The sequence below is a fragment of the Ereboglobus luteus genome, from assembly GCF_003096195.1.
In the GTDB taxonomy this organism is placed as follows: Bacteria; Verrucomicrobiota; Verrucomicrobiia; order Opitutales; family Opitutaceae; genus Ereboglobus; species Ereboglobus luteus.
Genome location: NZ_CP023004.1, coordinates 1,328,503 through 1,344,833 on the forward strand (window position 1 = coordinate 1,328,503; position 16,331 = coordinate 1,344,833).

14 protein-coding genes are annotated in these 16,331 nt (G+C 59.3%); 12 read left to right on the forward strand and 2 right to left on the reverse strand.

The window, feature by feature from the left end; translation table 11 throughout:
• The first annotated feature begins 364 nt into the window (after window positions 1-364).
• From CKA38_RS04795 to CKA38_RS04825, 7 genes are all read left to right on the forward strand, one after another.
• Window positions 365-1,381, forward strand: a complete 1,017-nt coding sequence (locus tag CKA38_RS04795; protein WP_108824474.1) for an ABC transporter ATP-binding protein — start codon at window positions 365-367, stop codon at window positions 1,379-1,381.
• Between the two features lie 62 nt (window positions 1,382-1,443).
• A complete protein-coding gene (locus tag CKA38_RS04800) occupies window positions 1,444-2,202 on the forward strand; it encodes an ABC transporter permease (RefSeq protein ID WP_108824475.1) in 759 nt (252 codons plus the stop codon).
• 3 nt (window positions 2,203-2,205) lie between these two features.
• Window positions 2,206-3,705, forward strand: coding sequence for a GldG family protein (locus tag CKA38_RS04805; protein WP_108824476.1), 1,500 nt, complete (start codon window positions 2,206-2,208; stop codon window positions 3,703-3,705).
• Between the two features lie 33 nt (window positions 3,706-3,738).
• On the forward strand, window positions 3,739-5,706 hold the full coding sequence (locus tag CKA38_RS04810; RefSeq protein WP_108824477.1) for a DUF4340 domain-containing protein: 1,968 nt from the start codon (window positions 3,739-3,741) through the stop codon (window positions 5,704-5,706).
• A 70-nt stretch (window positions 5,707-5,776) separates the two neighbouring features.
• The gene (locus tag CKA38_RS04815; RefSeq protein ID WP_236919159.1) at window positions 5,777-6,607 is read left to right on the forward strand and encodes a hypothetical protein; all 831 of its coding nucleotides are present in this window, start codon (window positions 5,777-5,779) and stop codon (window positions 6,605-6,607) included.
• Between the two features lie 39 nt (window positions 6,608-6,646).
• Entirely contained in the window at window positions 6,647-7,063 is a 417-nt protein-coding gene (locus tag CKA38_RS04820; protein ID WP_202863962.1) for a hypothetical protein, read from the forward strand.
• Window positions 7,064-7,313: 250 nt separating this feature from the next.
• Window positions 7,314-8,285, forward strand: coding sequence for a metallophosphoesterase (locus CKA38_RS04825; protein WP_108826420.1), 972 nt, complete (start codon window positions 7,314-7,316; stop codon window positions 8,283-8,285).
• A gap of 129 nt (window positions 8,286-8,414) precedes the next feature.
• On the opposite strand, the gene CKA38_RS04830 is transcribed toward CKA38_RS04825, so the two are convergent.
• Both CKA38_RS04830 and CKA38_RS04835 read right to left on the reverse strand, forming a co-directional pair.
• On the reverse strand, window positions 8,415-9,869 hold the full coding sequence (locus CKA38_RS04830) for a hypothetical protein (protein WP_108824479.1): 1,455 nt from the start codon (window positions 9,867-9,869) through the stop codon (window positions 8,415-8,417).
• A gap of 62 nt (window positions 9,870-9,931) precedes the next feature.
• Window positions 9,932-11,296: a Gfo/Idh/MocA family protein gene (locus CKA38_RS04835; protein WP_108824480.1), complete on the reverse strand. Its 1,365-nt coding sequence runs from the start codon at window positions 11,294-11,296 to the stop codon at window positions 9,932-9,934.
• A 188-nt stretch (window positions 11,297-11,484) separates the two neighbouring features.
• Here CKA38_RS04835 and CKA38_RS04840 point away from each other — a divergent pair, with 188 nt between their 5' ends.
• From CKA38_RS04840 to CKA38_RS04860, 5 genes are all read left to right on the forward strand, one after another.
• Window positions 11,485-11,946, forward strand: a complete 462-nt coding sequence (locus CKA38_RS04840) for a DUF5069 domain-containing protein (protein ID WP_108824481.1) — start codon at window positions 11,485-11,487, stop codon at window positions 11,944-11,946.
• A gap of 214 nt (window positions 11,947-12,160) precedes the next feature.
• Window positions 12,161-13,159, forward strand: coding sequence for a DUF362 domain-containing protein (locus CKA38_RS04845; protein ID WP_108824482.1), 999 nt, complete (start codon window positions 12,161-12,163; stop codon window positions 13,157-13,159).
• A 357-nt stretch (window positions 13,160-13,516) separates the two neighbouring features.
• Window positions 13,517-15,616: a TonB-dependent receptor family protein gene (locus tag CKA38_RS04850; RefSeq protein ID WP_161554731.1), complete on the forward strand. Its 2,100-nt coding sequence runs from the start codon at window positions 13,517-13,519 to the stop codon at window positions 15,614-15,616.
• A gap of 46 nt (window positions 15,617-15,662) precedes the next feature.
• Window positions 15,663-15,893: a DUF3185 family protein gene (locus tag CKA38_RS04855; RefSeq protein WP_152032681.1), complete on the forward strand. Its 231-nt coding sequence runs from the start codon at window positions 15,663-15,665 to the stop codon at window positions 15,891-15,893.
• Between the two features lie 142 nt (window positions 15,894-16,035).
• On the forward strand, window positions 16,036-16,263 hold the full coding sequence (locus CKA38_RS04860; RefSeq protein WP_108824485.1) for a hypothetical protein: 228 nt from the start codon (window positions 16,036-16,038) through the stop codon (window positions 16,261-16,263).
• Window positions 16,264-16,331 lie beyond the last annotated feature (68 nt).

The following is a 16,331-nucleotide window of genomic DNA, read 5'->3' on the forward strand; positions in this document are numbered from 1 at the left end:
CACAGTGCCTGAGTGTTGCGGGACAGACGCGCTCCAATCGTCCCAGCTCCGAAAGTTGAAATGCACGCTTTCTTTTGCATCCACCGTTTTCGAATCGGCAAACGCAACACCGGACAAAAACAAAAAACTCAAAAGCAGGGCGGCGGGGTGTTTCATTTCACAGAATAGCAAGCACAACCCCTTGTTTTTCTCCATCCAATATTTCTGCCGAGTGCCGTCCCTGCGGTTTGGATTTCGCGCATGGTTTTTCACCGTGTTGCGCGGCATATTCAACTCACCTTGTGCATTTTCATGTTTTCCAAGCTTTGCAAGTGGCACGGAAAGCGTGCATTGATGTCTGTCTATCGCATTTGCCATATAACACATGTCCGCCGACGCCACGCAGCCAGATTCCCTTTCACCTGCCATTGAGGTGCAAAACCTCGTCAAATCTTACGCGGGGTTTCTTGCCGTCAACAATGTCAGCTTCACGGTGCGGCGCGGCGAAATCCTCGGGTTTCTCGGGCCCAATGGCGCGGGCAAATCCACCACCATGCGCATCCTCACCGGCTACCTGCCGGCGACTTCCGGCGTGGCGCGGGTTTGCGGCGTTCCGGTCGCCACGCGCCCGGAGGAGGTCAAGCGGCTCATCGGTTACATGCCCGAAAACAATCCGCTGCCCGAGGACATGCGTGTTTCCGAGTATCTTTATTACCGCGGTCGACTCAAGGAGCTCGGCCGGCGCAAACTCTCGTCCCGTATCAACGAGGTCATGGAACTTTGCGACCTCGGGCGCGAACGGCACCGGATTATCGGCAAACTTTCCAAGGGGTTTCGCCAGCGCGTGGGCATTGCCGAGGCGATTCTGGCGGAGCCGCCCGTGATCATCATGGACGAGCCGACCATCGGACTCGATCCGCATCAGATCCAGCTCGTCCGCGATCTCATCGACAGTTTGCGCGGAAACATGTCGGTCATCATTTCGTCGCACATTCTTCCCGAGATCGAAGTCACCTGTGACCGCGTGCTCATCATCAACCAGGGCCGCATCGTCACGATGGGCACGCCCGCCGAGTTGCGACGCGACATCATCGGCCATTCCGTTTACAAACTCGAAATCGCCTGCGACGTCGAACAACTCGGCCCCGCGCTCACGGTTTTCGAACCCAGCATAAAAATCAGCGAAACCTCCGCGCCCGACGCGGACGGCTTCCGCATAATCTACATCACCACCGGTCGCGACGAACCCATTGGAGAATCGCTTCTGCAACTGCTCAGGTCCGACGACCGTTTTCGGTTGCGCGGCCTCTCCCGCGAGAACCCGACGCTTGAGGACGTTTTCCTTGTCGCCACCCGGCGCAGCCGCGACATCATTGACGCGCCGAAAAAACCAAGAAGGTAAGTCCGTTTCCGTTTCACATTTTTCCATTCCGCATTCCGAACTCCACATTCCGCATTTCACACATGCGCCACTTCTTCACCATTCTCAGTCACGAAATCCGCATGCTGTTGGTCAATCCCGGCACCTACATTGCGGCGGTGTTTTTTCTGGGAGTCATGGGTTCCATCTTCATCGACCTGCTCAACCTTTACAGCGCCGTTCCACAAGAGACATCACCGGCGACGGTGTTTTTCCGGCTTTTCTGGGTGCCCGTTCTTTTCATGGTGCCGCTCCTCACGATGAAAAGCATCTCCGAGGAACGGCGGCACGGAACGCTTGAGACGCTGCTCACCTCGCCCGTCTCCACCACCGAGGTCGTGCTCGGCAAATATGGCGCGGCGTATTTTCTCTACATTCTCCTTTGGGGATCGACGGCGGTCTTTTTCTACATCCTGCAAAAATTTGCCGGCGACTCGCGCTTTCTGGACGCGGGCCCGCTCATTGGCGGATACCTTTTCATCGCGGTTTCCGGGCTTTTCTTTGTCGCCATCGGCATCCTTGCCAGCTCGCTTTCGCGCAACCAGGCCGTTTCCGGATTTCTCTGCTTCACGCTCCTCGCGCTCATCCTCGGGCTGAACTTTGTTTCCAACGCCGATATTTTCAGCAATGAAACACTTTCGCCCTTCAAGTCCATCGTGCAGCGCGCGCAGATATTCCAACACCTCGACGATTTCAGCCGCGGCATCATCGACACGCGCCAGCTTCTTTTCTACGTCAGCGGCGCCACGCTCACCCTCATCCTCAGCATCCTCGGCCTTGAGGCTAAAATATTGCATAGCTAACCGATGAAATTCTTTGAAAGTTTTCGCGCCACGCGCTGGTTGCGCAGCACAAACCTGGTTCTTCAGGCGTTGCTGTTCGTGGCGTTTTTCGGCGGGCTGAACTACCTTGCGCTTCAATACTCGTGGCGCTTCGACATCACGCAGCTTCGCAAGCACACGCTTTCCGCCGAGACGCGCGCCTACCTTACGCAACTCGACCAGCCGATTCGCGTTGTTGTCACCCTGCCGAAAAGCGCCTCACCCGACGACCACGAGGCGCCCGCCGATCTCGACCAGATCAACAACGATGTCGCCGGCCTTCTGCGCGAATACACTTACGCCCTCGAAACCAACGCCAAGGTGGATTTCCGCGTCGATTACATCGACGTTTACCAGCGCCCGCGCGAGGCCGAGCAACTCGGGCTCGAACCAAACGCCATTTACTTTTTCTCCGGCCAGCGGCCCAGAAAGGTCGGCGTCGACGCGCTCTATCGTTACAAAAACAACCAGCGCGTCGCCTTTCTCGGCGAGCAGGCGTTCACCGCCGCCATCCTCGGCGTTTCCAATCCCGAGCAGAAAAAAATCTACTTCCTGACCGGCCATGGCGAAATGGACCCCCACAGCGTGGACAACCAGCGCGGCCTTTCAGAGATCCGCAACGCGCTCACCGCGCGCAACTACGCGCTCGACGCGCTCGACCTTTCACGCGCGCGCGCCATCCCCGACGATGCCGCGCTCATTATTTCCGTCGGCGCGCAATATTCATACGAAGCCCGCGAGCAGGAAATGCTCCGCCAATACATGGGCACCCGCGCCGGCCGCCTCATGCTTTTTACCGCGCCTGGCACCGATCCGACCGGCCTTGAGGACTTGCTCCGCGAGTGGGGCATCGTCGCCGACAACAACTGGATCTACGACCGCTCCACCTCCAGCCAGTCCGACATGAGCGGCGACCTCATCCTGACCACCGACACCCAGCATCCGATCACCCAGGCGCTCGCGGACAACAACCTCGCGCTTAAATTCGGCGCAACCCGATCGGTGCGGCCCGCGCCCTCGCGCGCGACCGATCCCAGCCTCTCCATCTCGCCGCTCGTCCTCACCGCGCCCACGGCCTGGGGAGAGGTTTCCTACCGCACCATGCGCCGCGGTTATGCGCCGCGTTATGATGTCGGCGCGGACCTGCCCGGCCCGCTCGCGGTCGTGACCGTTGCCGAACGCGTCACCGCCAAGAGCGATTTGCCATTCAGCATTCCCGTCGGCCGGCTCGCCGTTTTCGGATGCTCCGATTTTATCGCCAACGGCCGCCTTGGCACCCGCGCCAATAGCACCGTCTTTTTCTCAACGCTCAATTGGATCACCGACAGCGACACGCAATTCAACATCCCCGCCCGGCCCATAGAAAGATTCCAGCTCGCCCTCAGCCGGGACCGGCTCTCACGCCTCCGCTACATCCTTCTCTTTGGCGCGCCCGGGGCCTTCGCCATCCTCGGCTTCATCGTTTATTGGGCGCGTCGGCGCTAACGCTGAATGCATAATGAACAATAAATTTTCTCCATGAGAACAAAGATCACCATAGTGCTGCTTTTGCTCAACGCCGCGCTTTTCTATTATATTTTTTATGTGCGCCAGCACGATATCGGCGACCGCGAAAACACCACCATTCTCGGCTCCGAGGCCTCGAACATCCAGGCCATCACGATAGAAGACCCCGACCAGCCCGGTTCCTCCATTCATCTTGTCCGGCAGGGTGACAACTGGACCATTTCCTCCCCCGTCGAATGGCCCGCCAACCCCTTCGCCGTTCGTCCCATCATCGCCGATCTGCAACGTCTTTATTCCATAACCAGCTTCACTGTTCAGGACCTCATCAAAAGCGGCCAAACTCTCGACGAATACGGCCTCGAAAAACCCAGGCGCATCCTCACCTTCACCCCGGCCTCGCTTCCCGGGCTTCCCGTAAATCCCGTCACACTAAAAATCGGCGCGCCCACGCAGGCCGGCAACCGCCTCTACATCCTCTCGCCCGACGGCCAGCGCGTTCACATCGTCATGCGCTCCCTTGCCGAAAGCCTCAACGTCAGGCTCGACACCCTGCGCGCCGACACGCTCTTCACAATCGATGTCTTCGAGGCGCGCTCCCTCAATATCGAGCCCGCCGCCGGCTCGCGCGTCCGCTTCCGTCGCGACAATGAGCGCTGGGCCCTCGAGGCGCCCATTCAGGCCCGCGCCAGCAAGACCGGCACCGAGATCACCATCAACGACCTGCGCGGGCTCCGCGTTGACCGCTTTCTCGACACGGCCGACACCGCCGCGCCCGCCCGCGACAGCCTCGCGCTTCCCGCCCTTCGCGTCACTGTCGAGGGCAACAACCGCTCCGAAACCCTGCTCATTGGCGACCGCCTTGAAAAGGCTCCGGCCGCCGCCTCAGGCGGGGAAAACACGGAACCCGCCGCCGAATACTACGCCCAACTCGACGGACGCAAAGCCTACTTCATCGTTCGCATTCCCGACATCCTCGTCAAAACCCTGCGCGACGCGCAGCAAGACCTTCGCGACCGCCACATCCTCGACTTCAACCGCGCCAACGTCAGCTCCATCACAATCACCGCCGCGCAACAAACCGAGGTTGTCCTCCAGCGGCTTGAGGCCACCGGCAACCCCGAAAGCGCTCCCTGGCAAATCATCCGCCGCACCGATCACGGTCCTCAAATCACGCCGGCGGATCATGACGCCGTTGTCAGGCTCCTCGACTCGCTCGCCAGCCTGAGGGTTCTTCAAGACGGCACCGAGGGAAAAGGTTTTGTTAACGACGCCCCCTCCGACGCCGAGAAGGAAAACTACGGCTTCACCATGCGCCCCGCCCGCGAGGTCACGCTCAACTTTGCCGCCGAACCCGCGCCCGCCGGCGCAACTGCCGCGCCCGTGCCCGCCCTCACCCTCCAGATTGGCTCCGGCGCGAGCACGGTCGCCGAGACGGCCGGCAACACTTACGCCCGCGTCACCAACCAAAACTACATCTACCGCGTTTCACCCGACATCCTCGACGAGCTGCCCGCCAACCCGCTCGCCTATCGCGACCGCGTCATCCGCGAGCTGCCCGCCGGCGCGCAAATCACCGCCCTCAGGCTCACTGATCTCGCCAAGCGCGTCATCGTCATGGACGCCACGTTCCCCCTCGAGCCCGACGCCGTCAGCCACGCCGCCATCGAATCGCTTGCCGCGCAACTCCGCACCCTCCGTGCCAGGCAATTTGTGGCCGATGATTTTGCGAACACCATTTATGTTGCGGGCGAGGAGCGCTCATGGGCCTACCAACTCGAAATGACCATCACCCTGAGCGGCGGCGCGGCGGCGCGCACCGACACGGACAGCCTGTTTATCGCGGCCCGTTCCGGCGGCACGACCCAATACATCGGCTCGCCGCAATACCGTGTGATTTTTGAGGCCGAGCAATCCTTGATCGACGTCCTGCACGCCATCACCTACGGCCCCCGCGACCCCGGCCCGCCGCCGGAATCGTAAGGAAACACCTTGCGTGCGCCTTTGTGTTCGCCCGATTCATGGATCGGGCTCGGTTTGAGTTTATATAATCATGGAACACATTTATATGATTATATGTCGCAATTATGTTCCTATTATCGACATGATTGCCAAAACTCCCGCTGCACGAATTATATTTATATTATTGTTATCCGCCGCATTGTTCGGCTGCTCCTCATACATACCGCCAGGGAAAAGGGCTGACTTCCAGCAATTACAACCGATTCCGGGCTTTCCCGGCTCGGAAACCGCGGCCCGGCCAGCTGCGGAGCAGTTACCCGCGGCACAACCAACAAACCCATTCCCAACCGGCATTATAATGGTCCGCCTGCAAGCGCCGGAATACACAAGTTTTTATATAGACCGCAATGGAGGAAAATATGGCACCGGGAAATATTGTGTCATCCTTGCCAAAGAACTTGGTGAAAACGAGCAATATGAACGCATGGCCAAGCTCCCCGAGGTCGCGGATGTGATTGGGCTGAACCGCATGTTGCTGCCGCAGCGCATAGATGATTTCCGATCCATACGCGAAGCCGCGGCGCAACTTTCGGCGGGGGTGGTGTTTGTATATACAGTTGATACGACCTTTCGCGATGCAAATTCCTCAAAAACACTCACCGCCATTTCCCTCGGCATATCGCCAAGTAAAAAAATAACGGCGCTCACAACCATCTCGGCGCTGCTCATGGACACAAAGACCGGCTATATATATTCGGCCTACGAGACGACGGAGAAAGAGGAAGTTTCCTCGTCGTCATGGAACACCAGGGATAATGCCGACAAGGCGCGCCAGAAAACCGAAACGCGCGCGTTTGCCAAATTGATTGATGATTTCATCGAATCATGGCCGAGACTGTTGGAACGATATCCCGCAAAATAAAGTGGAAGCGCCAGCCCGCGCCGCTTTTATTTTGTAATCATGCCATCGAAACCCATTCCCGAATCAACCGGCGAAATGCTCACCCGCACGCCGCCGCCCCACCTTCCTCCGCCCGCTCCCGCCCCGGCCAGCCGCCAGTCGCATTCCGGCTTGGGTATTGCGTCGTTCGTTCTCTCCATCATCAGCGGCATGGCGTTGTTTTGCGTGGTGCTCGCCGCCGGGGTCATTGAAAGCAGCACGCCCGGAGGCATGGATGAATCATCACCGCAGGCCATGGTTGTGGGCCTGTTTCTTTTTGCGTTCATGGGGCTGGCATTGCTGGCGGCGGGGCTTGGCGTTGGCGGATTGTGCCAGAAAAATCGCCAGAAAATCTTCGCGATTCTCGGTGTGGTTTTTTCCGCCGTCGCGGTTGTGCTTGTGACGGGATTGATGATTTTCGGACTGATGGTTGGATGACCCGGGGCGGATTGTTCCGCCCTGTTTTTTTGATCTTCACAATTTCGCCGGTTTTCCGAATAAACAAAACCGTGCCCAGTCCCCGCAATCCCCGCGCCATGAACATAATGAAAAAACATCGAAAGTCATATTCGCCAAATCCTTCGCGTTTGCCGCCGGCATTGCGCTCGCCCTGCTTTGCGCCGTCGCGCCGCTTCACGCGCAAAAACATGCCGACCCGCAAAAACTCGCGAACCCGGATTCGTTTTCAATGATCCTCCTCGGCGATCCGCAGGGTTATACAAAATACGACATCAACCAGCCCATTTTTGAGCTCTGCACGGCGTGGATCAGCGACAACATCAGCCGCCTCAATATAAAAGCCGTGCTGTGCACCGGCGACCTTGTTGAGCAGAACGAGAACATCATCCTCAACCGGAAAATGCTCAACCAAACCAGCCGCGAAATGTGGCAGTCCGCCTCGCGCTCCCTCGCGCGCCTCGACAACAAGGTTCCCTACATCGTCTCCTGCGGCAACCACGACTACGGCTACAGGGCCTCCGAGAACGGCATGACGCGCTTCCCCGAGTATTTTCCCATCGAGCGCAATTCCACATGGCGCGACACCTGTGTCTCCGCCCTTCCGAATCGCAACGGCATCCCCTCGCTTGAAAACGCGGCCTTTGAGTTTTCCGATGAAAAGTGGGGCAAGCTGCTGGTCATCACCTCCGAGTTTCACCCGCGAAATGAGGTGCTCGACTGGGCGAAAAAACTCGCCTCGTCCAAAAAATACGAAAACCACACGGTCATATTCATAACGCACAGTTTTCTCACCAGCGGAAAAGACTGCCGGCGCATTGAAAAGGAGAAATACAAGCTCCTCGACAACAATGGCGCCGACATTTGGGAAAAACTCATTCGCTCCACGCCCAACATCCGCCTCGTCATTTGCGGCCACACCGCCAATGGCAAGGGCAAGTTCGAGGACAACGTCTCCTATCGCGCCGACGCCAATGACGCCGGAAAAACCGTGCACCAAATGATGTTTAACGTGCAAACCCTCGGCGGCGGCTGGGAGGGCAACGGCGGCGACGGCTGGCTGCGCATTCTCGAGTTTCTCCCCGACGGCAAAACCATCGCCGTGCGCACTTATTCGCCTCTGTTTGGAATCTCGCCGTCCACAAAACACCTCGCCCACCGCACCGAGCCTTTCGACCAGTTTGAAATGACAATCGAGCGCTAATCGGCGCGTGTTCGATGCGTTCAGTCGCTTGGTAGGGCGAAGCCTCCGGGTGAGCCGGGATTTTTTCGGCTCACCCGGAGGGTTCGCCCTACCAAAACAGCCATGTCATCATGGCCGCTGTTTTTCGGCTTACTTCTTTTTCGGTTTTGCGTCGGCAAGCCGTTGGGTCGCGGCTTTCACATCGTCGTTGGCGGCGTTTTTGCGAAGGTAATCCAGCGCCGGGGACTTCGCGCCGACGCGTTCCATCAATGTGATGAGCGTTGTTTGCGCGAGCAGCCGCTCGTGGTCGTCGGCAGCCTCCTTTGAAATCGAGACAAGTGCGTCAACCGCAAGAGAGCTTTTCCAAGCCCCCAGCGTTTTGATGGCGTCGCTTTTCAAATTCTCCGCATGGGCGCGTTTGCACAGCGCGATGGCGTTTTCACTGTCATGCAAGGGGGCGAAGCGCAGCCAGAAGGCTTTTGCGGGCGCGGCGGTTTGCGCGTAGGCGTTTTCCACCGCGGCGAACATCGCCGGCGTGAACACGGCTTGCGATATGCGCATGAGAGAGCGCTGCATCGCGGTGCGCAGCGGTGCGTTCGTTTCGACGGGAAGGCGGCGGGCGATTTCGCAGAAAACATATTCGTCGGCGAGGGATTCGCAGACTTTCAGCATGGCGCGTTTTTCGTCCGCGTTTGCCGAGTCGTAACCGGCGAGAAACTTGCGCCCGAAATGCGACAAATCCATCAGCGCGAGCGCGGATGCCGCCAGCTTTGACACGGACGAATCCTGCGATCCGAGCGCGCCGGCCAGCACATCCGCGCGCGAGGGCAAGGGGGCTTGCGCCAGGTAAATCGCCATCTGCGCCGCCTGTTCCTTGTCGAGCATGGGGGCGAATGACAGGAGGCGCGTGAGCGTTTGCGCGTCCTTCGTTTCTTTTGAAAAGGCGCATCCCAGCGCAAGCGCGAGTTCCGGCGTCGCGGGGTCTAGCGCCCACAAATTCATTTCATTTTTGCCGCGCGCCAGCAGCGCGTAAACCAGCCTCGGCTTTGTCTGGTCATTGAGGTTTTCAAACGCCAGGTAGGCGGGCAGCGGTATTTCCGGGTGGTTGGCCAAGTAATCAATCAGCAGCGCCTGGTCTTGCGCGGATGCCGGCAGCGCGGACGGGATGGAAAGCTGCTTTTCCGCGATGATCGAGGTGCCGCGTTTTGTGTGCGCGAGGGCTTCCGCCAGGCGCGAGCGCACCGATTCGTCCTTTTCGGCGGCGATGATTTTTTCGAACCGCTTCGCGCCGGCTTTTTGCACGCCGACGGCCTGGACTAGTTGCGCGAGCATCATCCGGTAGCGCGGAGTGCCCTTCCCTCCCGCAAGCTCGTCGAGCAGCGCCTTCTCCATGCGCGCGCAAAAATCCTTGTCGTTGTTGTGATAATACACGGCAAAAACCAAATCGTTGATGGCCTTTGTTTCGGTTTCGCCGGAGCCAAAATCGCATTGCTGGAGCTGCCGCACTTGCGCCATGTCGGGGGCGGGATACAGCGGTTGCGACTGCGCATGGCAAACGCATGTGACCGCCAGCAATAGTATCAAGGGTGTGATGATTTTTTTCATAAAATATTATTACATTTAATTGTATTACAATTTCGGGTGCGCGGGATCGGAAGCCGGGCTCCTTAGATCTTCGCCCATTCGCCCCTGTTTTCACGCCACAGGAAACGATTCGCCACCTCGTCGCCGACAAAACTCCGCGTGCGCCAGTCCCATTCGAGGCTGCGTCCGAGCTGGTGCGCGATGTTGCCGATGAGGCACATGTTGCAACTCGACTGGCCGACCTCCGGCGGGCAGATCGTCGGGCGGCCCGTGAGCACCGCGTCGATGAAGTTACGCCGGTGGTCGTTGGACACTTGCACGGGATTGTTTCCGTCGCCGAAACGCACATTGCGAAGCGACGGTTTATTCACCCAAAACCGGCCGCCGCGCGCGCAGGACGCCGTGGCCTCGGTGCCCACGAACGTGACCATGGTCGCCCTGCCGGAATCGCGCTTCACTTCGTCGGGACATCCGTAACGAACCTTCGTGCCGTTGGCGAATGTGTAGGAAATGTGCTTTGTGTCCGCCGGCATTTTCGGGTTCGGGCTTGGGAAAACCTCGACGTATTTCGGCCCCTTGCCATCGAGCCCGAGCCCCCAGAGCGCGATGTCGAAATGGTGCGCGCCCCAGTCGGCCTGCAAACCGTTGCCATACTCAATGTGCCAGCGCCATTCGCCCCAGGGATAACCGTAGGGTTTCGGTGGCGTGCCACCCATCAACGGCGGCAAAAAGCGCGATGTGTAGGGCCGCATGACCGCCGGCCCGACCCACATTTCCCAGTCCATGCCCGCGGGCAGTTTCTCCTCCGGCCAGTTGTAATCCGTCGGATACCAGCGTCCGAAATCGCACCACACCTCCTTGATGTCGCCGAGCATTCCCGTGCGGGCAAGCTGCACCGCCCGGCGGAATCCCGACTCGCTCCGCTGTTGCGAGCCTGTTTGGAAAACAACGCCGTTTGCGCGCACCGCGTCCACGACGCGCTGGCCTTCCTCGATCGTGAAGGTCATCGGCTTTTCGCAATAGATCGCCTTGCCCGCGCGCGCCGCGAGGATCGACATGATCGCGTGCCAGTGGTCGGGTGTCGCGATAATCACCGCGTCGATCGAGGGGTTCGCGAGGAGCGCCCGGAAGTCCTTGTAACCCGCCACGCTGATTTTTTCCCCGTATGTCTGCTCATATTTCGAGGCGATGTTTTTCTTTTCGTAGGCAATGCGCTCGTCGTCGACATCGCAAACGGCGGTGATCCGGCAGCGCTCGTCATTGATAAAGGACCTTATGTGCGAGGACGCCATCCGCCCCAGTCCGATGACGCCCACGTTGACCAGCGAATTGCGCGAGGATGCCCGTGCTAACACGGCCCGCGGGAGCAACAGAGCCCCGCCCGCGGCCACCGCCGCTTGTTTTAGGAAATCACGGCGTGTCGCCAGTGTGTGTCGAGGTGTTTTCATAAGATAATTGGGTTTTGAGTTAAAAATTGCGCGCGCAGTCCGGGCATTTGGGGCAATTCATTGATGGCATTATTTTCATGCATGGAGTCAATTATGAAGACTCGCCGGAGTGAAACGCGTTCGCCTTTCAACGCCGCCCCGCAAAATAAAAGTGGAAGCATTCGCCCCGGGGGCTTTTATTTCGCGCCATGCCATCGAAACCCATTCCCGGATCGACCGGCGAAGTGCTCACCTGCCTGCCTTCGCCCTACATTCCCCATGCCGCAACCGGGCTGCTTTACCTGCCGCGCTTCATCGCCAAGTGCAAATACGTGAAAACCCACGGCGCCCTGCCCGCCAGCTACGCTAAAAACTACAAGCGCGGGCTCGACCGTTTTCTCTGCCTCCATCTCGGCGTGGATCCGTCCGCGGTCGAGGAAATCGTGCACACCTCGACCGACGACGCCGAAATCGACAGCCGCTTGCTCGAACTTTTCCCAAAGGACACACGCACCGCAAAATGGAACCGCGACCTTGTGCAAAAAGGCATGACTGACGCCGGGCGGGATTTTTTGCGCGACGCGCTCACCGCAATGGGCTGCGCCGACCGTGCCGGCGAAATCAAAAGCGTGCCCGACCTGATCGATTTCGACGAAGGCCGGATCGAATAAGCCGCCGTCACTCGCAGGGGTGCTGTTTGCGGCGGGTCATTTGAATTCCGCCGACTCTCCAAAAAATTCGAGCAAGATTGCGACATTCGCAGCAAGATCGCGGGCGAAATAATCACGCGGCGTGATATTATTCGGCGTTCGTGAACATGCAGGCGCGCCAGTGCTCCGCGCGCGCGCGGCAATGTCGCGCCTCAAAATATAAACCGATAATATAATGAAAAAGGATAAATTGATTTTAATGGCTGCCTTGGTTTCCGCTTCGCTTCTTTTCTCCGCCTGCTCCGAAAACTCCGGCACCGGCACGGTTAACAAGACCGCCGCCAAAACCGCCGGGAAAAGCGAGAAGGCGAGGGTTTATTATACATCGGAAATCAGCTCGCAAAGTTTGATAGCGATATACAAGGAGCTCGGCCGCGAGGCCAGGGGCAATGTGGCGGTCAAGCTGAGCATGGGCGAACCCGGGGGAAACAATTACCTCAAGCCCGCGCTTGTCGGGGATTTTGTCCGGCTAGTGAACGGCACGTTTATCGACGCGAACACCGCTTACGGGGGACGCCGCTCCACCACGGAGCAACACTTGCAAACCGCCCGGGATCACGGTTTCGCGGCAATCGCCCCGGTGGATATTCTCGACGCCGAGGGCGAAATCGACCTGCCCGTGGTCGGCGGCAAACACTTGAAGCGCGATGTCGTGGGTTCGCATTTTACGAAATATGATTTTGTCGTGAACCTGTCGCACTTCAAGGGCCACGCGATGGGCGGGTTCGGCGGCGCACTCAAAAACATGTCGATCGGCATTGCTTCCGTGTCGGGCAAGTGCCTCATCCACACGGCGGGCGCGAGCAGCACGAACGCGTTTGAGAAGGTCGAGCAAAACCATTTTCTCGAATCGATGGCCGAGGCGGCCAAGGCCATCGCCGACCATTGCGGCGAAAATATTATTTATATAAGCGTGGTGAACAATCTCTCCGTCGATTGCGACTGTGACGCCAGTCCGGAGGACCCCAAGATGGGCGACATCGGCATCCTCGCCTCGCTCGATCCGGTGGCGCTCGACAAGGCGTGTGTCGACCTCGTGTATGCGTCCAAGGATCACGGGAAAATACACCTGATCGAGCGCATGGAGTCGCGCAACGGCATCCGCATTGTCGAGCACGCCGAGCAGATCGGCATGGGCACGACCAATTACGAACTCGTAAACTTGAACCGGTAAGGATTCGCCGAAACGAATTACGCCTGCGCCCGGGAGCGCGGGCATCTTGCCCGCCGGTTTGAAGGTCTGTGCGGCGCGGCGCGGCGTCTTGCGGGCAGGATGCCCGCGTTCCCGGGTGCAAGGTGCGCCCCTGCAAGATGAAACGCGTTGACAAGCATGCTGAACTCCCGAAACAGGAGCGCGATTTTTTCCTTGGCGCCAATCTATGCCGGCAATCCCGGCCCGGATTTCGCGTCCCATTTGTTTTTATATTAATATTTAATAACATTCTTCATGATTAATTATATTGTGACAACCCGGTGTCGTTCCTTTCAGTGCTCCCGCAGAATTATTATTATATTTTCCGCAATAACATTAATGGCGGGCGCCGGTTTTGCGCAGCAGCGGGCGGATGATATTGTCACATTGCCCGGGGTTTCGGTTGACGCGGCGCGGCTGCCGGTGGCGCAGGCGTTGCGGGAAACGAGACAGGTTCCCGGCGGCGCGGGCGTGGTGGACGCGGCGGCGTTGCGCGGCGGGCGGCTCAATAGCCCCGCCGACCTTTTCTCGCTTCAACCGGGCGTGCTCGTGATGACGGCGTTTGGCGGGATCGATCATCCGCGCCTGAGCATTCGCGGCGCGAGCATCCAGCGTGGCGGCGATCCGAGCGCGGGGCGCGGCATTTTGTTTTTGCAGGACGGGTTTCCGGTGAACTTCAGCGACGGTAGCTACGATTTTGTCGAGTTTCTCGATCCGGCGGGCATTGATCACGCCACGATTTTGCGCGGTGGAAACGCGCTCACGCTCGGCGCGACCGCGCTCGGCGGCGCCGTCGATCTGGTGTCGCCCGCGGGACGCGATGCGTCGGGCGGCTTGGTGCGCAGCGAGGCCGGCGGGCATGGTTATGCGCGCGGGCAGCTCTCGCTTTCTGGCGGCGCAAAGGGGAGGGATTTTCATTTCGACGCCACGGGGTTCGCGCTCGACGGCTGGCGCGAATACAGCAGGCAGGAGGCGTCGCGCGCGCGGCTCAATTTCGGCATCGACCTCGGGCGCGGCTGGAGCAATCGCGTTTTTCTTTCCGCGATGCACAGTCGCGTGGAGGTGACCGGTGTGCAGACGCTCGCGCAGATCGACGCGGGCGACACCGCGGCGCTGCCCATCGCCATCATGGCGCAGATCGGGCGCGATTCGTCGCAATACCGTTTCGGCGACCGCGTCACCGGGCCGCTCGCCGGCGGCACGCTTTCGGCGGGCGCGGGCGTCGCGTATGTGGATTTCACTTTTGCGCAGGGCGGCAATGTCACGCGTTCGCGCAACACCGACGCCAGCCTCGACGCGAAGTGGACGCGGCGCGGCGAGGTTTTCGGCGGGCTCGCAAACACGCTCACACTCGGCGCGCGCGCGCAAATCGGCCGCCGCGACCAGCAGGTGTTTCTCAACGGCAGCGGTGTCGCCCCGAACCTCGGCGGCGTGCGCGGCCTCATGCATTCCGACAACCGACTGACCGCGGAAAACGGCACGCTCTGGATCGACAACCACCTCGGGCTCGGACGCGGTTTCACGCTCGTCGCCACGGCGGCGGTCACACGCGCCAACCGCATCAACGAGGACCGCTTCACGGCGATTCGCGCCGCGCGGCCCGACAGCTCCGGCAGCGTTGGCACGGCGGCGTTTTTGCCGCGCCTCGCGCTGGTTTACGAGCGCAAGGATGTGCAGTTTTTCGCCAACATCACGCGCGGATTCGAGCCGCTCACATGGGACGCGTTGCTGACGACCCGTGGCGGCACGGGCTCGGGCGAGGCGCTCATCAACGGCTCCGATCCTCGCCGCGCCGTCGCCACATCCCACTCGCCGCAACGCGCGATCACGGTCGAGGCGGGCATGCGCGCGCGCACGCGCCGCGTCGCGTGGGAGCTCACGGCGTATCGCTCGTGGATGAGCAAGGAACTGCTCCTGCTCGCGACCGACGCATCCGGCGCGGCGACCCGTTTTGGCAATGCCGACCGCACCATCCACCAGGGCGTGGAGGCCGCCGCGGGCGTTGACCTGTTGCAAACTGCGGCGCATTCGCTCATCGCGCGCGCCAGCTACACATGGAGCGATTTTTATTTCGACGGCGATCCGGTCTGGCGCGACAACGCCCTGCCCGTGATTCCGCCGCACTTCGCGCAATTCGCGCTGCGCTACCATCACGCGCGCGGCTGGTATGGCGGCGCGACGCTCACCTGGCAGCCGCGCGGGGGCTGGGCCGATTACGCGAACACATTGCGCGCCCCCGGTTACGCGACCCTCGACTTGCGCGCGGGCTACGCGCCGTCCAAGGGTCTCGGATTTTTCCTCGATCTGCGCAATGTGCTCGACCGCCGTCACGTCACCGGCATCAACGCCGGCGCGGGCAATCTCGGCGGCATGGACGCCGCGCGCTTTTTCCCCGGCGAACCGCGCACCCTCTACGGCGGGGCGGAATTCCGCTGGTAAAAGCGGCGTTGTGTGCTTTATTGCGGGCACACAACCCGAAGAATCCATGAAATACATCATCGCAATCGTTCTCATCGCAATCGGCGGCTGGCTTATTTACACCGGCTATCAAAAACAGGAATCGCTCAGCGGCTCGTGGAATTCCGTGAGCAGCAAAGTCGCAAGCAGCGTGGACGGCAAAACGCGCGTCACCAATTACACCTGGTATTACATCGGCGGCGGCGCACTGGTCGTCGTGGGACTGGGCTCGTTCGCGCTTGGGCGGAAGAAGGGGTGAAAGCATTTACGTTGTAGTCCAAGCTCCGCCGTTGACATCCAACGCAGGAGCGTAAACATACCTTGCCTGACCCCAAAAGGATCATTTTGATCTAACAACACTGTTCTACAAAAGAGAGAGTATTAATCCGATATATAATCCTATGAAAAAGATAGCATTGATAGAAGTCATGCTAGATGACGATGTTCCCGAGTATATGGACGGCATTTTACGCATTGGTTCTGTTATCTCGAAAAATGAGAATGATGATGAGATTAAAGACCACCAAGAACTTGTTAATAATAATGAGTTTCATTCCAAAGATGAAATCATTCGTTACATAGCAAAGAAACTGAAGGTCGAAGAAACTATTGTTCAAATCATAGAATAAGAAAAAAGACCTCGAACTCGGTGCCAAAGCTGACACGAATGGACGTATGGTCAGCTATTTGACCCCGT

Excerpts from the sequence above, each read along its gene's own strand:
- CKA38_RS04795 (WP_108824474.1), top strand. The coding sequence starts at position 365 with ATGTCCGCCGACGCCACGCAGCCAGATTCCCTTTCACCTGCCATTGAG.
- CKA38_RS04800 (WP_108824475.1), top strand. The coding sequence starts at position 1,444 with ATGCGCCACTTCTTCACCATTCTCAGTCACGAAATCCGCATGCTGTTG.
- CKA38_RS04805 (WP_108824476.1), top strand. The coding sequence starts at position 2,206 with ATGAAATTCTTTGAAAGTTTTCGCGCCACGCGCTGGTTGCGCAGCACA.
- CKA38_RS04810 (WP_108824477.1), top strand. The coding sequence starts at position 3,739 with ATGAGAACAAAGATCACCATAGTGCTGCTTTTGCTCAACGCCGCGCTT.
- CKA38_RS04815 (WP_236919159.1), top strand. The coding sequence starts at position 5,777 with ATGGAACACATTTATATGATTATATGTCGCAATTATGTTCCTATTATC.
- CKA38_RS04820 (WP_202863962.1), top strand. The coding sequence starts at position 6,647 with ATGCCATCGAAACCCATTCCCGAATCAACCGGCGAAATGCTCACCCGC.
- CKA38_RS04825 (WP_108826420.1), top strand. The coding sequence starts at position 7,314 with ATGATCCTCCTCGGCGATCCGCAGGGTTATACAAAATACGACATCAAC.
- CKA38_RS04830 (WP_108824479.1), bottom strand. The coding sequence starts at position 9,869 with ATGAAAAAAATCATCACACCCTTGATACTATTGCTGGCGGTCACATGC.
- CKA38_RS04835 (WP_108824480.1), bottom strand. The coding sequence starts at position 11,296 with ATGAAAACACCTCGACACACACTGGCGACACGCCGTGATTTCCTAAAA.
- CKA38_RS04840 (WP_108824481.1), top strand. The coding sequence starts at position 11,485 with ATGCCATCGAAACCCATTCCCGGATCGACCGGCGAAGTGCTCACCTGC.
- CKA38_RS04845 (WP_108824482.1), top strand. The coding sequence starts at position 12,161 with ATGAAAAAGGATAAATTGATTTTAATGGCTGCCTTGGTTTCCGCTTCG.
- CKA38_RS04850 (WP_161554731.1), top strand. The coding sequence starts at position 13,517 with ATGGCGGGCGCCGGTTTTGCGCAGCAGCGGGCGGATGATATTGTCACA.
- CKA38_RS04855 (WP_152032681.1), top strand. The coding sequence starts at position 15,663 with ATGAAATACATCATCGCAATCGTTCTCATCGCAATCGGCGGCTGGCTT.
- CKA38_RS04860 (WP_108824485.1), top strand. The coding sequence starts at position 16,036 with ATGAAAAAGATAGCATTGATAGAAGTCATGCTAGATGACGATGTTCCC.